This window comes from Stenotrophomonas sp. Sm6012, assembly GCF_030985895.1.
In the GTDB taxonomy this organism is placed as follows: Bacteria; Pseudomonadota; Gammaproteobacteria; order Xanthomonadales; family Xanthomonadaceae; genus Stenotrophomonas; species Stenotrophomonas forensis.
Genome location: NZ_JAPTFX010000107.1, coordinates 1 through 16,422, shown reverse-complemented (window position 1 = coordinate 16,422; position 16,422 = coordinate 1). Strand labels below are relative to the sequence as shown.

The 16,422-nt window shown below is 60.5% G+C and carries 23 protein-coding genes; 17 read left to right on the top strand and 6 right to left on the bottom strand.

Translation table 11 applies throughout. The annotated features are described in order from the left end of the window. The first annotated feature begins 193 nt into the window (after positions 1-193). The 3 genes from O0J73_RS16285 (at position 194) to O0J73_RS16275 (ending at position 1,985) form a co-directional block, all read left to right on the top strand. A complete protein-coding gene (locus O0J73_RS16285) occupies positions 194-1,114 on the top strand; it encodes an ankyrin repeat domain-containing protein (RefSeq protein ID WP_080354854.1) in 921 nt (306 codons plus the stop codon). Between the two features lie 397 nt (positions 1,115-1,511). After that, entirely contained in the window at positions 1,512-1,763 is a 252-nt protein-coding gene (locus O0J73_RS16280; protein WP_049427015.1) for a hypothetical protein, read from the top strand. A gap of 36 nt (positions 1,764-1,799) precedes the next feature. Next, complete coding sequence (locus O0J73_RS16275) at positions 1,800-1,985, top strand: hypothetical protein (RefSeq protein WP_008268538.1); 186 nt, start codon at positions 1,800-1,802, stop codon at positions 1,983-1,985. A 216-nt stretch (positions 1,986-2,201) separates the two neighbouring features. Here O0J73_RS16275 and O0J73_RS16270 read toward each other — a convergent pair whose 3' ends face one another. Then, the gene (locus tag O0J73_RS16270; protein ID WP_146264691.1) at positions 2,202-2,513 is read right to left on the bottom strand and encodes a hypothetical protein; all 312 of its coding nucleotides are present in this window, start codon (positions 2,511-2,513) and stop codon (positions 2,202-2,204) included. Next, the gene (locus tag O0J73_RS16265; protein ID WP_024958708.1) at positions 2,507-2,893 is read right to left on the bottom strand and encodes a helix-turn-helix transcriptional regulator; all 387 of its coding nucleotides are present in this window, start codon (positions 2,891-2,893) and stop codon (positions 2,507-2,509) included. The genes O0J73_RS16270 and O0J73_RS16265 overlap by 7 nt, the downstream gene beginning before the upstream one ends. Before the next feature lie 106 nt (positions 2,894-2,999). On the opposite strand from O0J73_RS16265, the gene O0J73_RS16260 reads away from it, so the two are divergent. The 5 genes from O0J73_RS16260 to O0J73_RS16240 all read left to right on the top strand — a co-directional run bounded on the left by O0J73_RS16260 (position 3,000) and on the right by O0J73_RS16240 (position 6,464). After that, entirely contained in the window at positions 3,000-3,818 is an 819-nt protein-coding gene (locus O0J73_RS16260) for a hypothetical protein (RefSeq protein WP_024958707.1), read from the top strand. Position 3,819: 1 nt separating this feature from the next. Then, positions 3,820-4,203 (top strand): hypothetical protein, encoded by a 384-nt coding sequence (locus O0J73_RS16255; protein ID WP_024958706.1) that lies wholly within the window; start codon positions 3,820-3,822, stop codon positions 4,201-4,203. Between the two features lie 74 nt (positions 4,204-4,277). Beyond that, positions 4,278-4,775, top strand: coding sequence for a hypothetical protein (locus tag O0J73_RS16250; protein ID WP_229298520.1), 498 nt, complete (start codon positions 4,278-4,280; stop codon positions 4,773-4,775). A 555-nt stretch (positions 4,776-5,330) separates the two neighbouring features. Then, the gene (locus O0J73_RS16245; RefSeq protein WP_143568542.1) at positions 5,331-5,747 is read left to right on the top strand and encodes a hypothetical protein; all 417 of its coding nucleotides are present in this window, start codon (positions 5,331-5,333) and stop codon (positions 5,745-5,747) included. A 138-nt stretch (positions 5,748-5,885) separates the two neighbouring features. Further along, positions 5,886-6,464 (top strand): hypothetical protein, encoded by a 579-nt coding sequence (locus O0J73_RS16240; RefSeq protein WP_024957707.1) that lies wholly within the window; start codon positions 5,886-5,888, stop codon positions 6,462-6,464. Between the two features lie 58 nt (positions 6,465-6,522). Here the strand turns inward: O0J73_RS16240 and O0J73_RS16235 are convergent, their stop codons facing one another. Both O0J73_RS16235 and O0J73_RS16230 read right to left on the bottom strand, forming a co-directional pair. Next, positions 6,523-7,065, bottom strand: a complete 543-nt coding sequence (locus tag O0J73_RS16235; RefSeq protein WP_024957706.1) for a hypothetical protein — start codon at positions 7,063-7,065, stop codon at positions 6,523-6,525. A gap of 125 nt (positions 7,066-7,190) precedes the next feature. Continuing rightward, positions 7,191-9,107, bottom strand: coding sequence for a type 4 pilus major pilin (locus O0J73_RS16230; protein WP_157806037.1), 1,917 nt, complete (start codon positions 9,105-9,107; stop codon positions 7,191-7,193). Positions 9,108-9,240: 133 nt separating this feature from the next. Between O0J73_RS16230 and O0J73_RS16225 the strand changes: the two genes are divergently transcribed. The 9 genes from O0J73_RS16225 to O0J73_RS16185 all read left to right on the top strand — a co-directional run bounded on the left by O0J73_RS16225 (position 9,241) and on the right by O0J73_RS16185 (position 13,184). Further along, the gene (locus O0J73_RS16225; RefSeq protein ID WP_143568540.1) at positions 9,241-9,468 is read left to right on the top strand and encodes a hypothetical protein; all 228 of its coding nucleotides are present in this window, start codon (positions 9,241-9,243) and stop codon (positions 9,466-9,468) included. Then, entirely contained in the window at positions 9,465-9,710 is a 246-nt protein-coding gene (locus O0J73_RS16220; RefSeq protein WP_024957703.1) for a hypothetical protein, read from the top strand. The genes O0J73_RS16225 and O0J73_RS16220 overlap by 4 nt, the downstream gene beginning before the upstream one ends. Beyond that, positions 9,707-10,180, top strand: coding sequence for a hypothetical protein (locus O0J73_RS16215; protein ID WP_024957702.1), 474 nt, complete (start codon positions 9,707-9,709; stop codon positions 10,178-10,180). The genes O0J73_RS16220 and O0J73_RS16215 overlap by 4 nt, the downstream gene beginning before the upstream one ends. Before the next feature lie 196 nt (positions 10,181-10,376). Further along, positions 10,377-10,964, top strand: coding sequence for a ParA family protein (locus O0J73_RS16210; protein ID WP_024957701.1), 588 nt, complete (start codon positions 10,377-10,379; stop codon positions 10,962-10,964). A gap of 11 nt (positions 10,965-10,975) precedes the next feature. Further along, the gene (locus tag O0J73_RS16205; RefSeq protein ID WP_024957700.1) at positions 10,976-11,530 is read left to right on the top strand and encodes a hypothetical protein; all 555 of its coding nucleotides are present in this window, start codon (positions 10,976-10,978) and stop codon (positions 11,528-11,530) included. A gap of 322 nt (positions 11,531-11,852) precedes the next feature. Continuing rightward, positions 11,853-12,077 (top strand): hypothetical protein, encoded by a 225-nt coding sequence (locus tag O0J73_RS16200; RefSeq protein WP_024957699.1) that lies wholly within the window; start codon positions 11,853-11,855, stop codon positions 12,075-12,077. A gap of 337 nt (positions 12,078-12,414) precedes the next feature. After that, positions 12,415-12,633, top strand: coding sequence for a hypothetical protein (locus O0J73_RS16195; protein WP_024957698.1), 219 nt, complete (start codon positions 12,415-12,417; stop codon positions 12,631-12,633). Further along, on the top strand, positions 12,620-12,835 hold the full coding sequence (locus O0J73_RS16190) for a hypothetical protein (RefSeq protein ID WP_024957697.1): 216 nt from the start codon (positions 12,620-12,622) through the stop codon (positions 12,833-12,835). The genes O0J73_RS16195 and O0J73_RS16190 overlap by 14 nt, the downstream gene beginning before the upstream one ends. Further along, entirely contained in the window at positions 12,825-13,184 is a 360-nt protein-coding gene (locus O0J73_RS16185) for a hypothetical protein (RefSeq protein WP_024957696.1), read from the top strand. The genes O0J73_RS16190 and O0J73_RS16185 overlap by 11 nt, the downstream gene beginning before the upstream one ends. A gap of 33 nt (positions 13,185-13,217) precedes the next feature. Here O0J73_RS16185 and O0J73_RS16180 read toward each other — a convergent pair whose 3' ends face one another. Both O0J73_RS16180 and O0J73_RS16175 read right to left on the bottom strand, forming a co-directional pair. After that, complete coding sequence (locus O0J73_RS16180; protein WP_024957695.1) at positions 13,218-14,771, bottom strand: AAA family ATPase; 1,554 nt, start codon at positions 14,769-14,771, stop codon at positions 13,218-13,220. Positions 14,772-14,859: 88 nt separating this feature from the next. After that, on the bottom strand, positions 14,860-15,897 hold the full coding sequence (locus O0J73_RS16175; RefSeq protein ID WP_024957694.1) for a hypothetical protein: 1,038 nt from the start codon (positions 15,895-15,897) through the stop codon (positions 14,860-14,862). Between the last annotated feature and the right edge of the window lie 525 nt (positions 15,898-16,422).

The window sequence follows — 16,422 nt, the reverse complement described above, 5'->3', positions numbered from 1 at the left end:
GGCTTCCGCCGGCCCCAGCGCAGGGCGGGAAATGTGAGGCATTTCAGGGTTTCGTGTTTTCTGCGGTTGCTCGTCAGTTCTACACTTTAGTCAAATAAATGTATTGTTTTCGGGTTTACATTTTTCGGGCCTGTCGTAACCTGGCTTTGTAGGGAGGCAATACCGCTGACCTGAAAACAATGGGGTTTCCACCATGGGCATAGCCAATACAAGCATCGACCAGTTCACCCCCGCTGAAATCGAGGCCAACTTCAGATCCTTTATTGCCGAAGGCGGTGATCCAGCATCGCGAGATAATCAACAAAGGAACTTTTTGCAGCAGATGTTTTCCCACGATTACATTGACTCCATTCCCCCTGAAGCCGCATTGGCGGCTTGCAAGGTCCTGATGGAGCACGGGCTTCATCCAGATGATTGCGAACGTAAGATGGCTAGGGGCTGGTCGAGCCCGCTCACGATGGCTATAGGGGAAGGGAACCTGTCTGTTGTCCGGCTTTTCCTTGAGCATGGCGCCGATCCCAACCTGACGGATTTTGACCAAGGGGCATGCTCTACCCCCTTGGCTTTGGCTGCGAAGCGAGGTCAACAAGACATCTGCGCAGTATTGTTGGAGTATGGGGCAGATCCAAACGAGAGCACTCAGCAGAAGTTTGAGGGGCCGATCCCCAGCGTGGACCGTCGCGAAGAAGTGGGTTACATCGGCGCGCCAGATCACTTTGCGATTGGACCTCTCGGGAGTCCAGAGGCAACGCCGTTGCTGCTGGCCGCTGCCGGAGGCCATTCTGCTGTTTGCCAAGTGCTGTTGGAACATGGGGCGGATCCCGCTATGGCATGCAGGGTTTGGAGCTACGCTGGCGAAGATGTAAGTGAGGCATGTTGGAAGGAAACTCCTGAGCAAGCCGCAGATAGGTCTGGGCACACAGCAACCGCTGGGCTCATCCGTTCTCACATTCGCAAGACACTCCTGGAATCCCTGCTTCCGCGTGCCGACGCTTGGAAACCACCAGCTGGAGGCTTTGCCGCTGACGCTCAGCGTGAAGTAGCCGCGGCCATGAAAGCCCGTGGGCAGGTGGAGCAAACTCACGCCAACCAGCGGCTACGGGCGCGGTTTTAAAAGGATGGAAATCGGGAAGGGCGGCTGATTGGTCGCCTTTTTTGTGCCTGCAAGGGACTGTTGGAGAAAAAGGCAACGTCAAAAGCGGCTAGAGCAAAAGCGCATTGGGGAAAGGGCAGGTGGGGCCTCGGCTTCCGCCGGGCCCGACGCGGAGCTGGGAATGTGAGGTGTTTCAAGGTTTTTGTATTTTCTGCGTCTGCTCATCATTTTTGTTTTTTAGTCAGAAAAATGTAGGGTTAATCTATTGCGAAAAGTTGGTTTTCTTTTACCTTGAGATCAGAGAAGGGCGCCGATGCTCTTTAACCAAAGGAAACCCCATGTTGACGTTCTTTGCTTTTTGCCTCTTGGCTGGATTGGTCGCCGGATTGGCCATTGCTGATCGACTGGATGCGCTCTGATGAATACCCGCAGCCAAACCCAAGCGCCCGCCCGGTCCTCCGTCGCCACCACCTCAGCGCTCCTGCGATTCCTGTTCGACGCCATGTCGGGGATGGGGGCGGCCAAGCTGGGATGGGAGATGGTCACCGACCCCAAGGCCAAGCTGTCGGACATCGCCCTCGGCGTGCCGCTTTGCCTGGCTCCTCCAACGATTGCGGCCACCTGGGCGCTTTGCTTGTTCGGCATCGCCCAACACCACCACCTTTTTTGAAACTCGAATCCCTGACAACAACGGAGGACCCCGCTCGTGCGAAAACTTTTCAACAAACTGCTCAACATCGCCCTTTTTGGCATGGTTCTGTTCGCCCTGGACCAAGTCCCGGAACGCCTGGATCGCATGTCGCAAACCGCCCAGAACCTGGTTCAGCAGGTGGGCTACTCGGGCCCCATGCAGGGCATCCCCTCGGGCGTGCCGGACGGTTACGAGTTCTGATGATCCCTCCGCCCTGGCCACCATCCGAGCTCGTTCGCCTCGCATGGACGGCGCGCCGGGATATTGCTGCCAGGCAGCAGCTGCTTCAGGCGTTCCACGAGGGGGCCGATTTCCATTCCCCTCTGTCCAGCAGCGATCTGAACAATGACCTGTTCACATTGGGAGGCAAGTCGGTGATCGTCGTAGGAAGGGGAGCGCTTCAGCGATAGGCTCGTCTCACGTCTCTGAAGGCGCAGCGACGTGCGCGGCAGCCAGGGCGGCCGCCAGATCACGGTTCAGTGCTCGCGCTTCTGCCCGCAGTTCGCTCCAGTTCGGCGTCCCGACCGGGCCTTGGCCACGGACCGACGCGAGCCAAGCATGGGATCGCAGCCTGGTCGCCTCCGCGGCTGGCGTCGAGGGCCTGAGGGCGTCCAACGCGGCCAACTGGATTTCCAGAAGGTTGATGTCCATCAGCGCCTGCAACTGCTCCGGTGCCATCGGGCTTGGCGCATCCCGCTGCAGCCACCAGCGTCGAAGTCGTTTCAGCATGTCTTCTCTTCCCTGAGATCGTTGTCGCTACTCGGGAGGATGGCCACGCCACGGCTCTGGGCGTAATCCCTCACCTTCGTCAGCAGCTCTCGCTGCTGTTCGGGTTCAAGCCGCGACATCACCAGCAACGTCTCTGCCACTAGATCATTTGTGGCATGGAAATAGGCGACCGGCATGCCAAGTGCTTGGGCCAGCTTTTCCATCGTTGCAGGATCCGGCACGCGATCTCCTCTCTCGTAACGAGAAACCCTGGGAGCGGCGGAGTTTTCCTCGTCCAACCCAAGCACGGCCCCCAACTGTGCTTGCGTCAGGCCCTTGGCCAGCCGGGCCTCGCGCAAGCGGCGGCCAAACGTGTGAGCTGGGGCGAGAGGGGCAGGCATGGGCGATCACGAACCGGGAACAATCCCCAAGTCTGCCGCTTCCCATGCTGCACCGCATTTGCCAAAATGGCAAATAAGGCCATGGTGGCCGGGATCAGGGGGATGCATGAAGCAAGCGATTGCAGCCGTGGCCGTGTGCCTGGCGTTGGCCAGCGGGACGGCCACCGCCCAGGACGGCATTTTGGGAAGGATTGGCAAGGGGTTGATGCAGGCGGGCAAGGACGCCGCCTCGGCCCCGGCGACCAAGCGTTACCTGGAGCCGGCAGGCACTTACTGGGACGACGGCGACCCTCCGGTGCTCGACGGCTACACCCGGATCCGGTGGGGCTTGGCGGCCACCGCGTCGGGTGGTCACAAGATGTGCGAAGAAGGCCTCTTCGCCGAGGCCAAGGCAGGCAAGGCCATGACGCCCGCCATGCGAACCCATTGCATCGGATCATGGGGGCACCAGTTCAAACGCGTCGGCCTGCAGGGCCACCCGGCCTCTGCGTTTGAGGCCAAGGCGCGGCAGATCGCCTCCACCGACGCGTTCTACCTGCGGCCCTACATCGACGTGGAGATCGACCCCAGCACCAACATTCTCCACGCCTACGTGCTGGTCATGAACCACGACTGGTATCCCCGCTCGCCTGACTTTCTTCCGACGGCCGTTATCGGCCCTTCGCCGTTAGGCAAGGGCAGTGCGGTGGTCGGGGTCGAGCACGGCGGGCGCTACCACGCCGCGTTGCGATTGAAGCCGGAAGACGCGGCCGAGCTGCGACGGGTGGGGCGCGACGCCACGGGAGACCGAATCTTTTTCAAGGTCGTGGAGGGCAGGTTGAAGCCCAACGGCCTGCCCGACATCGTTCTCCAAATCGACCGCCTCGAGATCGGCTACAAGAACCAGATCATCGGCATCACCCCTTCCAAAGACAAGGACGCATGACATGAAGCACGCACTGATCGTGGCCGCAGCAGCGGCACTTTTGACCCTGACGGCCTGCTCTGGCGACAAGGGCCCCACGAAGGAGGACGGGGTGAAGGTCGTGGAAGGCTTTTTCACCGAGCAGGGGAGGCAGGCAACCCTCCAGCGCTCTTGGCGGTTTGAAGTGACCGACGCGGGCGGCTTGGATCTCGACTGCGAGAAGAAGCCCAATGGGGATCAAGAATGCATGGTGGGCGGGTCGGTAAAGGCCCTGGGTTACATCGGCGGCCAGCCCACCAAGGATGAGCCGAGCACCCTCAAGCCGAAGCTGCGGGCCCTGTTCCGCCCGCAAGGCGAAGGTTGGCAAGTGGTCGAAGTGACCGACGAAGGGACGTCTGCGGGCTAAACGGGCCGCAGTCCGCCGCTTGACTGCACGCCGGTCCCGATCAAGCGTGCAGCCATCCAACAGGGGAGGACCATATGAACCGCTATCCGTCGCAGCAAGTTGTGTATGCGCCGCCGGGCCCGTCCGCGCTGATCCTCCCTGGCGTCATCTTGGCTCCGTTGGGCTTGGTTGGGCTGGCGGCCGGCCTGGAGGTGATGAAGCGCGACTTCTTCATCGGCGTGGTCTGTTGTGTGCCCGGTGCGCTCGTCTTCGCGTTTTTGGCATTTTGCCTGGCGCTCCACATCCGGGCTCAGCGGCTCTGGGACTGGCACGTCCGCACGGGGCGGATCCCGTATTTCCGGAAGCACGGCTTCCTGAAAGGGGCACTGCTCGGGGGCGGGTTGGGCGTGGTGGCGGTGGTGGCGGCTGCCGTTCTGGGCTTCAAATATGCCGATCATCCCCAGTTTGGGGAGATCGCTACCGCAGCGTTTTACTTGGCTTGGCTCTGGGGCGTGCTTTTGATCGGCGTGCTGGCCGTGGTGTTCGGGTGGTTCAAGCGGGCGTGGGATAGGACGGCCCTGCCGGACGCCTGATGAACCAGCGCATGGACCTCTCATCCTTAGTCGGATGAGAGGTCTGCTCCGAACCGTGCCCTTCATATCCCCCTCCCCATGTGAATCGACAACTCGACCAAGAGAGGCTCGTTCGCCAGCGAGATTCCCTGACCGTCGGGGCATGGCTTAAACTTAACATGGCTGCCGCTGATCAGCAGGGGTAGGCGTCTTTTTTCACGTTGGATGACAGGGGGAGTGAATGTTAGGGAAAACACCAGCGCTGCTTTGCGTCGCTACTCTCATGCTTGCTGGCTGCGCGACGCACAAGGAAATGCTCGTCACCGGTGCTAGCCGAGCGGACGGAACCATCACTCTCTCTTACGAGAGCAATGAGTTTCAGCGAGTCTCCGTAGACGGAGAAAAGGCTGAGAGCATGGCGGCGCAACGCTGCAAAGCATGGGGCTACAGCGGTGCTGAGTCCTTCGGCTCTCAGGAGACTCAGTGCCTGTCGCGCCGGGGGTTTGGCAACTGCGGTAGCCGCCGTGTATCGGTTGTCTATCAATGCACTGGCTCGCCAGGGCAAGGTCGATCAGAGTGAAGATGCCTCTCCCATTGTTGGCCGTATTCCCACTTGCGCTTGCCTTCTGTGCTTCGGCGGAAGACAGCAGGATGGACTTCTTGCCATCGCAGAGCGTTGTGAACGACGTTGCCCGGTGCTCGGCCGCAGCAAGCTACGTCATGGCGGCGGCAGCCGTTTTGCCCAATGACTCTTCCCGTTGGATGGCGTTCGCGACTGACATCAGCAGGACGATGGCCGAAGACCAGAGCCGTTCGCCGGAGCACCGAGCGCAGCTCACCCCCACGACTGCCGAGATTTTTGTGGCTGCTGCGCATGTCCGGGGGCTGGTTGAAGAAGGCTGGGATCTCAAAAAGCCGTCGGGCAGGGACTACGTCGTTGCCAACGCTGCCGCCTATTGCACTGCCTCGCTCTTGGGTCCCAAGGGGAAGTAGCGTTCGATTCGTTCAAGGGGCCTGCGGGCGTCTAGGTTCCGATGCAGGCTAAACGACGTCTTAGGTGCGACAATGCAGGCACCCGGCTGATGCGGAACGCGAGTCGCCGGTGTCTGCGTAACTCACAAGGAATGTGTTGTGTTCGGAATATTCAAGAAGCGCGAATCTCAAATGGATCAGGCTCAGAAGCAAGTCGATGAAGCCCTTGCTCGGCTGGGCGCCTCTGTGCTCCTCATCACTCAAGCAGGAAAGATTGTGATGACCTCGGAGGCACTAAAAAGCCGTCCGAAGGACTGGATGGGAGGGCAGGCTATTGAGGTGATGGTTCATCATCCCAGCCAAGAGCCCTACTTCATCTATTACGAGAACGAGCAATACTACTTCAGCATGGCGAGTGCTGGGGGCAGGCAGTCCCTTTCCGATGCTCAGAGCTTTGAGGGCTACCGAAGCAGCGTTTCGCAGGTTCTGTGCATGTTCCTTGTCCTTCATCTCATCAGGGAGGAAGGGAAGGACATTCGGCATCCTGAAATGTCCTTCACTCATAACCGCATACACACCAACGTTGTCGCTTACGTTGAGCGCCTGAACAACTGGTATCCAATCCAGCACGGCTCCGAAGAGCCTGACTCGGCAACCGACAGGAAGCTGGTGTTGGTCAATCGAGGCTCCGTCGACATCTCTGAAGTGATCGCCATCAACGCGCCATCGCCCGCGTAGGTTGGCAGTTCGCCTAGTCTATGGCTGGTCCATGGCGCTACTAGGTTCGACGGCCTTGTCATGCCTGTCGCAAGGCCGCGATCCGTGAATACATCGCGGCAAAAGAAGGCCAATCCGTTCTTCCACTGGACCCGATCTTTCTTATCCAATGACTGGAGGGCACGGGCTCGCTGGTTGTGAGGACATCACCCGCGTTCTCCCAATAGGAGATCATCTCAGTCTCGCCCTTCCGACTCGTCGGATACTTGGCCGCCCAAACAACCGTAGAGGCGTAGAACTTCAGAAGCTCAACGTCGGTTTGGGAGGTGGCTAGGCCCGCCTCGTTGGCAAGGAGCACGCTGTCGTGCGTGTTAGCGGGCTTCTTGCCGCGGCTGACCAGAATGGCCTTCAAGAGGACTTCTATCGCCAAGCCGCAGAGCAAGTGGTAGGAGGGGCGAGCCGCCAGAGCCATAGAGAATCCGACGGGCTCTCCCAGCAGCTCTCTTGTCTCTTCTGCGCTTCCCCTGATGGACAGCCAAATGCAGGCGGCACCGGCTCTCAGGCCTGCTGCTCTTGCAAACCACTGGTTGGGGTGGTTCTGATCCGAGACGATATCTTCCATGCATGTGCTCTGGTGGCTCTACGGCCTTCAGTCTAGGTCATTGCAAGCAACGGAACTTCTAGGCGCTTCATTCGCGGGCGGCCGCGTGAAGTCACCCATGCGTCCGTGTTCGCTTCGATGCACCGTCACGCGGTGGGTCCTCTGCACGTCAGCGTCAGCGTCTGGTAGTCCACCCGCACGGGGTTGTAGAACTGGCGATACCAGTTGAACGCGAAGGTCTCGCCCACGTTGTGCTCGTTGCACGCCGGCAGGCCTTGCTGGGTGCCAAACCCACCGTTGGGCGTGCATCCAGCCTGGCCCGTGCAGGTGGTGTAGGGCGTCGAAGCCACAACCGAGGATGCAGGCCACTCCCAACGATACGGATTGTTGGTCTTGCCCACCAAATCGGACGCGCACGCTTGCCGGCACACGGCCAAAGAGGTGCCGCCGCTGGTCCAGTTGTAGTCGCAGTAATGCATGCCCATGTTGGAGACACATTCAAAATCGTAGGAGTAGGCATAACGGATGTTCCCCGCGTCCGAAAGCGTGTTGCATTGCTCTTCGTAAAAAGCCGACTCGCTCACGTTGGCGGGCCAGTTGCCGGGCATCGGTGCGGGCGTCTCCACCCGTTGGATGGGCACGTTGGCGATGGCCCAGTCCAGCTTTGCTTTCTCCGCTGGCGTCAGGCGCACCACCGCATCGGGATACCAGTAAGAAATGCCACTCGAACCCGAGGGGGGCGGCACGTCCTGCCCATCGGCCGTGTGCCACGCCACAACCTGCAAGCTCCCATCGCTGCAGCGAGCAGCCGTGGGCTTGCATGTGTTGACCTCGTTGCGACGCGCCCCTGTATCCACCCAGTTGGACCAGCCGCCATAAGTGGGGCCGGGCAGAGCGGTGGTGCCAAACGGGCAGTGGGTAAACACGTCCCTCGACCGCACCTGCTGCCGTTCCCAGGTGTGCGTGCCGGTTTGACCCGACGGGCAGGCTTGCGACGTGGGGAGCCATTGATCGCGTTCCTCACGGGTGCTCCACGGGCAGGCCTGGCAATCCCTCGTCGTCACGGCCGCCACCGTCTGGGCTTGAACCCACGCCTCGGGATGCTCCCACGCGGCGTCTGAGTTTGGATCCACGTCGCCGGGAGCGCAGACCTGGCGCGTGCGCACCGTCTCTGTGCCCCACGTGCCCGCCGGACAGCTCGCCCGGGCCGCCGAGCTTTCCGATTGCCGGCACGGCACCAAGGCCGGCGGAGCCGGGGTGGGGACCGGCGTTGGGAGCGGCTGAGGCACCGGAACGCTGGGCGCAACAGGAAGCGGCGGAACCGCCGGGGAAGGAGCAACCCCAGGGCTTGGCGACACGCTCCCAGGAACGCCCGGCACTGCATCGGGCACGCTGGGAGCGGTGGATACGGGCCCAGCCGGGGTTGGCGTTGAAGGGGCCGGGAACGCGGGCGTGGAGGGAGTGGGAAGCGTGGGCACCACGGCCACCGACGGCCCGGCGACCAGGCCTGAGTAATAGACGACGTCGACCACGGCCCCATCGGCCCCGCACGCCAATCCCAGCCCGGGGATGTCCAAGGTTCCGCCTTTGCCCAACAAAACACTGGTGTTGCCCACGATCACGTCCCGCACGTTCGCGTCGCCCGCAAGGGCGGAGACGAACGGCACGCAGGCCCGCGCAGGAAGCCCGGACAGCCCCACGGAGAAGGCATCCCCCGCCAAGCGCACCGTGGCCGGGGACACAGTCACTGCACCACCCCACGCGTTGCTCATGGTCGCTGCGCTGGCTTGGCGGAAGTCGGTGGGAGCGAGCCCATCCTCAAGGACGTTCAACGTGCTGACGCCGCGGAACGTGCCGATGACGCCATGAGACCGATCAACGCGGCTGGCCAGGTCCCGAACGTTCTCGACGTCCGAGGCCACGTTGACCCGGGTGGTGACGCGGGGGTAGACCCAAAACGCGGCGGCCCCCATCGCCGTGGCAACCCCCAATGCGAGCAGCAACTCGACCAGGCCAAAGCCTGGGGCAGGAGAACGACGGCGAGGGCGGGCTTGCGGTGTCATGCATTTCAGCATGCGACACAACCGCGTTTTGACAAGCCCTGAGAGCAGTTCCTTATTTTAGTCAAAAATGTTTTGAATCAATGGGTTGACATCGGTTGGCGATGTGGTTGGATCGTGGTGTAGGAGCGGTTTAATGGGTAAACCGACCTACCCACAAAAAGAGAGTGAAGACATGAAGATTCATCCCGTCGAGCCTGCCAGCACTGACCTGGCGCATTTCCAACTCCACACGGCCGCGCGGTTCCTGGACGGCACCAATGGCTTCAATCAGCTGGCCGACAAGCACCGCAGGATCCAGCGCTTGGCCACCCGCGCCCGCCATGAGCGGCGTTGGAAGAAGGAAGAGGAGCGCTTCGCATGAGCCTCTTGAACATGGCCCTGCTGTTTGTCGGTCTCCTGGGCACCGCGGTGTTCTACCGGGACCTGGTCGCCAACCCCATCTCCGCCGGGCGCGCCCTGGTGCGCCTCTATCGCGTGTCAGCTCCTGTTCGACTGGGCAGCAAGGCCCAGGAAGCATCCCGGCAGTGGTGGAGCATCGTGCTGGTGCCGTTCTACGCGTTGGTGGCCCTGGTGCTCATCGGGGTTCTGGGAGGTGGGCAATGAGTGCCGGGACTGAAAGCCTCATCAGGGCCATCCAAACCAACGACCCGCTGGCCTTCTATGGGTGGCTCCACACACTCAAGGGGACGCCCGACCTGGACGCTGGCGTGGCCGGCGATCCTGGTATCACCGCGTTGGCCGTCGCCTCCCTCATGTATTCCAAGGCCATCCAGTCGGACCCGGTCCTGGCGACGCGTTATGCGGCGATGATTGAGGTGCTTATGGACGCCGGGGCCAATCCGCTGGTTCAGATCGGGGAGCGGTTCGTGGTGCGACGGGGGCACAACGGGAAGCTGGAGCGGCGACGGGTGGACCAAGGCCGAACGCTGGCGGAGGTCTGCGGGGGCGTTCTTTGCCCGGCGATGCAGGCATGGTTTGGACGCCAACGGGCAGGCAAATGGTCCAATACCGCGCTTCATCGCCCTCATCCCGCCTACGCCCACCTCCGTCGCAACCACAAAGCCATGGCCTGACGCCCAGGCCGGCGGCTGCTCGCCGCCGAAAAGCGGGGTGGAAACCACGGTAGGGTGGGCCACGGCTCCCGCCGGGCCCCGGGGAGCTGAACCTAAGACGTCTGCACCGCTGAAACCCCCTAGCTGCATGGCTCTTGCGGGATTAGGTTTGCATCGTAGTGTGTTGCACGACCTACCCATAAAAGGATCCCATCTGATGCGTCTCGTTGTCTGCTGCTTCAAGGGGGGCGTGGGGCGCACCACGCTTTCGCTCAACCTCGCCGCCGCGTTTGCCGGCCAATCCCGTGTGCTCGTCAACGACCGTGACCCTCAATGTGGTTCGGTCGCTTGGTCTGCGATGAGCGACGGGGAGACCCCGTTTACCGTGAGCCGTGCCTCATCCTCAGGCTTCGACCTGGAGATTCAAGACCTGCCGCCCAGCGCCCCAGTGAAAGACCAGCTGCCGGACGCGGACCTCTATCTAGTTCCCACGTTGCTCGATGGTGGATCGTTTGTGGTCTATTTGCGGACGATTGAAACCCTGCGACGACAGGGCAAGCCCTTCCTGCCGGTCGCCAACCGAGTCAACCTCAAGCGGGCGGAGCACCGCCGCCGGCTGGAAGATCCCAGCCTGGCAGGCGCCATCGTCATTCCCGAACGCGCAGCACTGGCCAGCTATTACGAACTGGGGGAAACCGTGTTCTCCATGCGAGGAGCTGGGGTGGACAAGGCCCGAGAAGACATTTTGCGGGTAGGTCAGGCTATCCAAAAAAGATTGGCCAACCCGGGCCGGTGGCAGGCATGATGGAGCTCCCAATGCTGCCCCTGCCGGACCTCATGGCTGCCAAGAAGACCCCCGCCAAGAACGCCGTTGCCAAAGCCCGCAAAGACCTGTCCAAAGCCGCGAAAGTGGTCCACGCCAAGCCGCAACGCACGTATGCGCCGCTCATTGATCTGGACCAGTTTTCCGAGGAGCAGCTGGCAGAGCTGATGGTGGCTGCAGGGGACGCGCCTGGGCGCAAGACCTATTTCGACTACAGCGAAGAGCAGCCCTTTATCCGGTCGGGGAAGAAGGTGTATCTCGAAGTGGGGCGTGGTAGCCAGATGTTTGACTATCGAGACGCCCAGGGCGTCAGGACCGAGAGAACGATGGTGACCGTGCCGCCCAAGCTCCGCGATCAGCTCCAGGATTTGACGGGAGAAGAGAGCCCGGTGATCACCACTGCGATCATCGCCTTGGCGTCCTGGGCCTGCCAGGAACTAAAAAGGAGCAAGCGGCGCTTGGTGGTGGCGACGGCGACCGACGACCTGGATCCGGTGCGGAAACAGGTCCGGAAGGCGATTGTGGGGCGGGCGAGGAAACAACGGTAGCCCTGGGTTGGTAGTGAACGACAGGCGGCCATGGGCCGCCTTTTTTATGGCTGGCGGCGGGTGGAAAGAGCAACGGCAAAAGCGGCTCAAAGCAAAAGCGGCATGGGGAAAAGGCGGGTGGGGCCTCGGCTTCCGCCGAGCCCGGTGCTTGGCTGGAAGTGTGAGGCGTTTCAGGGTTTTCGTGTCTTTTGCGGTTGCCCGTCACTTCTGCACTTTAGTCAAATAAATGTGTTGTTTTCGGGTTTACATTTTTACGCTCTGTCGTAGCCTGGATTTGTAGGGAGGCAATACCGCTGACCTGAAAACCAAACAAGGATTCATCATGAAAACCCCTCGCCGCCAAACCCTCGAAAACCGCGCCGCCCGTTTGGGGCTGCGACTCTCAGAAGCTGGGCTCCACGTCAAAATGGAAGCCGCCAACAACTGCGAAGCCATGCTGCGGTGGGAGCTTTCGGACGGGAAATACCAAGACAGTCTTTGCGGGTATGCCACCCTGGCCGAGGTTTCCGAGGCGTTGGATCACAAGGAAATCATGGCAGAGCTATGAGCAGGTCCTACGCCATCCCTGGGGTGGTAGTGAAAGACAGGCGGCCATCGGCCGCCTTTTTTATGGCTGGCGGCGGGTGGAAAGAGCGACGGCAAAAGCGGCTAGAGCAAAAGCGTGTTGGGGAAAGGCGGGTGGGGCCTCGGCTTCCGCCGGGCCCGGTGCTTGGCTGGAAACGTGAGGCGTTTCAGGGTTTTTGTGTTTTCTGCGGTTGCCCGTCAGTTCTACACTTTAGTCAAATAAATGTGTTGTTTTTGAGTTTACATTTTCAGGGCCTGTCGTAACCTGGATTTATAGGAAAGCAATACCGCTGACCGAAAAAGCCAAAAAGGTAACCGCCATGCAAAAAAACACTTTCACCATCGAAGCTGACTACTCCACCAACAGCTGGAGCAGCAACTGGGAGCCCATCGACAACGCGGAATACTCGACACTCGCCGAAGCCGAAGCCGGCATGGAAGATCTGGAGCAGAAACTGGGCTGGCGCAACATGCGCATCGTGGATGAAACGCGTTTTGTTTGGGCCTACGGACAGGAGGGCGAGGATGAAGATGCCTAAGCTCTATGCCATCCAATCCAAGCAACCGGCCCCGCGCCGGTTGTCTGGACCGAAGAAAGAGCTGATCTACGTCGATGCATCCAACGTTCTGATTGAAAGCGATGCGCATGTCCTAGATATGCGAGAGCTTCTCAAGCTCCACAAAGAAGATTTAAAAAAGAGGAGCAATAGCGTTTTGCAGGAGATCGCTCGTGGTTCGTAACCCCTACGCCATCCGACCCAAGCAGCCGGCCCCGCGCCGGCTGCCCACGGTTCGCATTGCCCCGGCCAAGGCGGCCGCATTCCGGGCTCTCGCTCGCCAGCAGGGGCTCACGGCCAGCAGTGCATTGGCTGCCCTGGTGGCCACCCATGCCGACATCCGGCAGCCGTTCGGGCCCCGAGTCCGTGCCAAGCATGGGCCGGATGGGAAGCGTTACGGCGCGATTTTGCCGGACCCGAAGGTGTCTGAAGAGGTGGCCCAGGGCCTGGTGCGGGATGCCCGAACGGCGGGGATCTCGCTGGGCGAGGCGATGCGGCAACTTGTAGATCGGTGTTTGGAGCAGAGCTGGTGAAGAATGCTGCAAGGCCATCGCAGCCGTTTTTGCTTACTCCGCAGAGGGGGAGGGTATTACTGCTGGCAAGGGCTTGGTATCTGATTCGATAACACTGGCTTGCCTAAGCTCCAGCCATTCCCGTAGTTCCGACACATAGAGTTGCCAATGCGGCGACCTTGAAGCGACATCAACTATGCGCGATAGGCCGGCAGCCCTGTTGATGTTAAGTGTGCTAATAATCAGCTCGATGAAGGAGTGCGTATCATCGACTGCTTCTATACCTTGTGCGAGTTCAATGATCTCAGTTCCTTCAATGTCATCTTGTGGTGGCAGACTACGGATCATCCAATGCAGCTGCGTCTCCGGCGCCGCAGCTGCATCATTCGCCGGGATAAGTTTTCTGATGCCTTCGAGGCAACGCTCACGGCGCTCCGACGCGCTGGTTTCGGTTCCAGTTAGAACCGCGTTGACACGTTCCCGTCGCTGGTGTTCGCTTGCATAAACATCACCGTCCAGCAAGAACAGCTGAGATTCGACGCTGTGTGCTCCGGACAGCATCAATCCAGCAGCGAGGGTGAAGCAGTTTGTCGCCGCGCCATAGGATGTTATGTTTGCATAGCGCTTCATTCCCAGCGAAAAAAGCTCGTGTTCCACGATTGTCAAGGTCATTTCGTCTTCGACAAAAACCTCAAGCGGCCGATCCCGTTCCCCGGTCAGTCGGTGGAGTGCCTCAGGCTTCGTATTTGAGAAGCAATACGTCTTGTTCTGATTTTTGACCGTGTGTAGGTGTTTGATGCTGGCAATCTTCGTGAGGTCAAGAATCGCCTCTCTGTGGGTTGTGAAGATTATCTGGAGCGATTTTTCTTTAGCTCGATCATGTAGGAGCTGCATCAAGCGAGTCAACGCGGCGGTGTGTAGTAGGAGGTCAACCTCATCAATCAGGATGAGTGAATACTTCGGCGCTTTGAAGACGACGGATAGGATTTCCAGAACTCTCTGCTCGCCCGCTCCCATGGCAAGCGCAGAATACCTGTTGCCATCGAGTGCAAGGCCATTGTATTTTCGTCCGGCATGCGCCTTGTGAACATTGAGCTCGGTATAGGCACGGTTGAACACTACACCCATTTTTGCTTTTATGAGCGTGGCGTCAGCGTGCACCTCTGTTTGATAGTTGATGGCTGAGTTATAGGTCTCTTCCTCAATGCGAGGAACGCAGGACTTTATTCCGATGAAGTAAACGTCGCGCTCCGGGCGCCTCGAATAGCGAGGGGACCACCTGTCCGCCTTCTTTCTGTATTCGGTGCTGATGTCTTTATGCTCAGTCAAGCCGTCTCTAAATGAATGATGCATGATCAGCGAGCTGCCTGCCCACGTTGAATCGGATGTGGGAGTGAAGAACTCCCGAAACTGCCAGCTCTTGCCGTCCGATCCTTCGGGTGGCCTATAACAGCAAGCGAGCGCGTGCAATACCGTTGACTTGCCGCAACCATTCGGCCCGAGGATTGCAGTGAGCGGTTTCTCGTCGAATCGAATCTCATCCAAAGCCAAGATTCCCTTGAGCTTCGTGATGTTCAAGCCATGAATCACTTGCTGACTGATTGCCATTTCGTAGTCCCTTGACGATTCCTTTGTCGGGGCACTCAATCGATGCCCACCGTGCCGCTTCTGAGGCAATGATAGCGAGAGAGCGGCTTTAGTTCTTTAGCTTCACCCAGTCCACGCCCAGCTGCCTCACCTCATCGCTCCACGCCCGGTATTCGTCCAGCGGCATCGGGGCCTCCAAGCCGCGTCTGACACGCTCCAGGTATTTGCTCTTTCGGGCCATCGCCTCGCGATACAGCAGCTCCGCCTCCTCCACCCGGTCAGCACGGCGGGCGGCCCGCAGCTGGGCCAGCCGGCGAACGGAATCCGGGTTGGTGGACAGCACGCGGGGAGCATGAGGCAGCGCCTGGCTGCTGGTCATCGGAACCCGCTTGTGGTTGCTGACCGGGTCCATGACTCGGTGTCGCCAGCATTCCCGCCAGTCATCTGCATTGAGCGGCCCATCGCTTGGCACATCCAACGGCACGACGATCCCATGGGCCTCGATGAGCGCCCACACGGCCCGCAGGAACGCGTCCACCGGAAGCCGTAGAAGGGTCACCTGGCCCTCTGCCACCACCTCGCCCCCGTCCCTCATTCGTAACGCCAGCAGGGCCTCGCTCAGTGCCAAGGCATCGCCTGACCGCGTGCTCCAGCCCACCAGGCCAACGCGCTCCCCATCCACCTCACCCGACCAGGCGTAGACGCGGAAGCGGGGCTTGTCGAAACGGGCGGACAGGTTTGCCAGCAGCCGCTCACGCTTCGAGTGGCGGCTCAACGGGGTGAAGTGGTTCTCTGCATACAGCAACGCAGAGCGCCGACGTTCCAGCAGCAGCGCCACGCGGTCAGGGGTCGCCGACGCTTGCCACTCTTTCCAGCACACGATATCTCGCAGGCCCTTGGCAGCAACGCAGGGACGGCAGGCAGGCACCCAGTTCTCCACGACACTGACGGGGCCGCCCAGTTGCGCGGGCACCAGTGGCGTAGCCGTCCAAGACTTGGGAGAGGCCAGGTCGAGCGGAGCGGAGCAGAAGGCGCAGGCGTTGCCGAACTCGGCCAAAACAGCCTTGCGTTGCCACCCGTTGGCCTTGCCTTCCAGCGGGGCATCGGCTTGAGCAATGGCATCCAAGAAGGGGGTCAGCTCAAACACGGAACACCCCCCAGCCGTTCAACGCAGGCCCAGCAACCGGATCGCAGAACAGGGGCAGTGGGGCGTTGCAGGAGTTTGAAAAAGATTTGACTAAAACGCTTTGCCGAGCCTGTCGAACCTCCCCAGCGACCGCCGATCCAAAACCCAGAGCCCGCTTGCCCGAAACATTTCCAGACCAGCACTGGCCCCCCAACCGCTGATCGAATACCGGGGGGCAGTGAACTTCAACCGAGGCCACTCGCTTGACTAAAACGGATGGGGTCAACGCTTTCCAGGCACCCGAACCAAAACCAATAGCCCCTGCAGTCGTCCTCCAGAACCCCCGAGCAAAGTTGACTAAAACAGATGGAGGCAGGGCTTTCAGAACACCCGAGCAGCGTGACTGAACCCAACCACTCACGCGATCCCATGCTGGCCTCCGCTTGACTAAAACGAACTGGGACAGGGCTGGGGCGTGGGGGAAACGGCGGTCCCCGATTTCTGAGACAGGGGGTGCGGCGTCGGTGGAGAGGTGGGGAGCTGGAT

Coding starts and splice junctions, on each gene's coding strand:
- O0J73_RS16285 (WP_080354854.1), top strand. CDS start 194: ATGGGCATAGCCAATACAAGCATCGACCAGTTCACCCCCGCTGAAATC.
- O0J73_RS16280 (WP_049427015.1), top strand. CDS start 1,512: ATGAATACCCGCAGCCAAACCCAAGCGCCCGCCCGGTCCTCCGTCGCC.
- O0J73_RS16270 (WP_146264691.1), bottom strand. CDS start 2,513: ATGCTGAAACGACTTCGACGCTGGTGGCTGCAGCGGGATGCGCCAAGC.
- O0J73_RS16265 (WP_024958708.1), bottom strand. CDS start 2,893: ATGCCTGCCCCTCTCGCCCCAGCTCACACGTTTGGCCGCCGCTTGCGC.
- O0J73_RS16260 (WP_024958707.1), top strand. CDS start 3,000: ATGAAGCAAGCGATTGCAGCCGTGGCCGTGTGCCTGGCGTTGGCCAGC.
- O0J73_RS16255 (WP_024958706.1), top strand. CDS start 3,820: ATGAAGCACGCACTGATCGTGGCCGCAGCAGCGGCACTTTTGACCCTG.
- O0J73_RS16250 (WP_229298520.1), top strand. CDS start 4,278: ATGAACCGCTATCCGTCGCAGCAAGTTGTGTATGCGCCGCCGGGCCCG.
- O0J73_RS16235 (WP_024957706.1), bottom strand. CDS start 7,065: ATGGAAGATATCGTCTCGGATCAGAACCACCCCAACCAGTGGTTTGCA.
- O0J73_RS16230 (WP_157806037.1), bottom strand. CDS start 9,107: ATGACACCGCAAGCCCGCCCTCGCCGTCGTTCTCCTGCCCCAGGCTTT.
- O0J73_RS16225 (WP_143568540.1), top strand. CDS start 9,241: ATGGGTAAACCGACCTACCCACAAAAAGAGAGTGAAGACATGAAGATT.
- O0J73_RS16220 (WP_024957703.1), top strand. CDS start 9,465: ATGAGCCTCTTGAACATGGCCCTGCTGTTTGTCGGTCTCCTGGGCACC.
- O0J73_RS16215 (WP_024957702.1), top strand. CDS start 9,707: ATGAGTGCCGGGACTGAAAGCCTCATCAGGGCCATCCAAACCAACGAC.
- O0J73_RS16210 (WP_024957701.1), top strand. CDS start 10,377: ATGCGTCTCGTTGTCTGCTGCTTCAAGGGGGGCGTGGGGCGCACCACG.
- O0J73_RS16205 (WP_024957700.1), top strand. CDS start 10,976: ATGCTGCCCCTGCCGGACCTCATGGCTGCCAAGAAGACCCCCGCCAAG.
- O0J73_RS16200 (WP_024957699.1), top strand. CDS start 11,853: ATGAAAACCCCTCGCCGCCAAACCCTCGAAAACCGCGCCGCCCGTTTG.
- O0J73_RS16195 (WP_024957698.1), top strand. CDS start 12,415: ATGCAAAAAAACACTTTCACCATCGAAGCTGACTACTCCACCAACAGC.
- O0J73_RS16190 (WP_024957697.1), top strand. CDS start 12,620: ATGAAGATGCCTAAGCTCTATGCCATCCAATCCAAGCAACCGGCCCCG.
- O0J73_RS16180 (WP_024957695.1), bottom strand. CDS start 14,771: ATGGCAATCAGTCAGCAAGTGATTCATGGCTTGAACATCACGAAGCTC.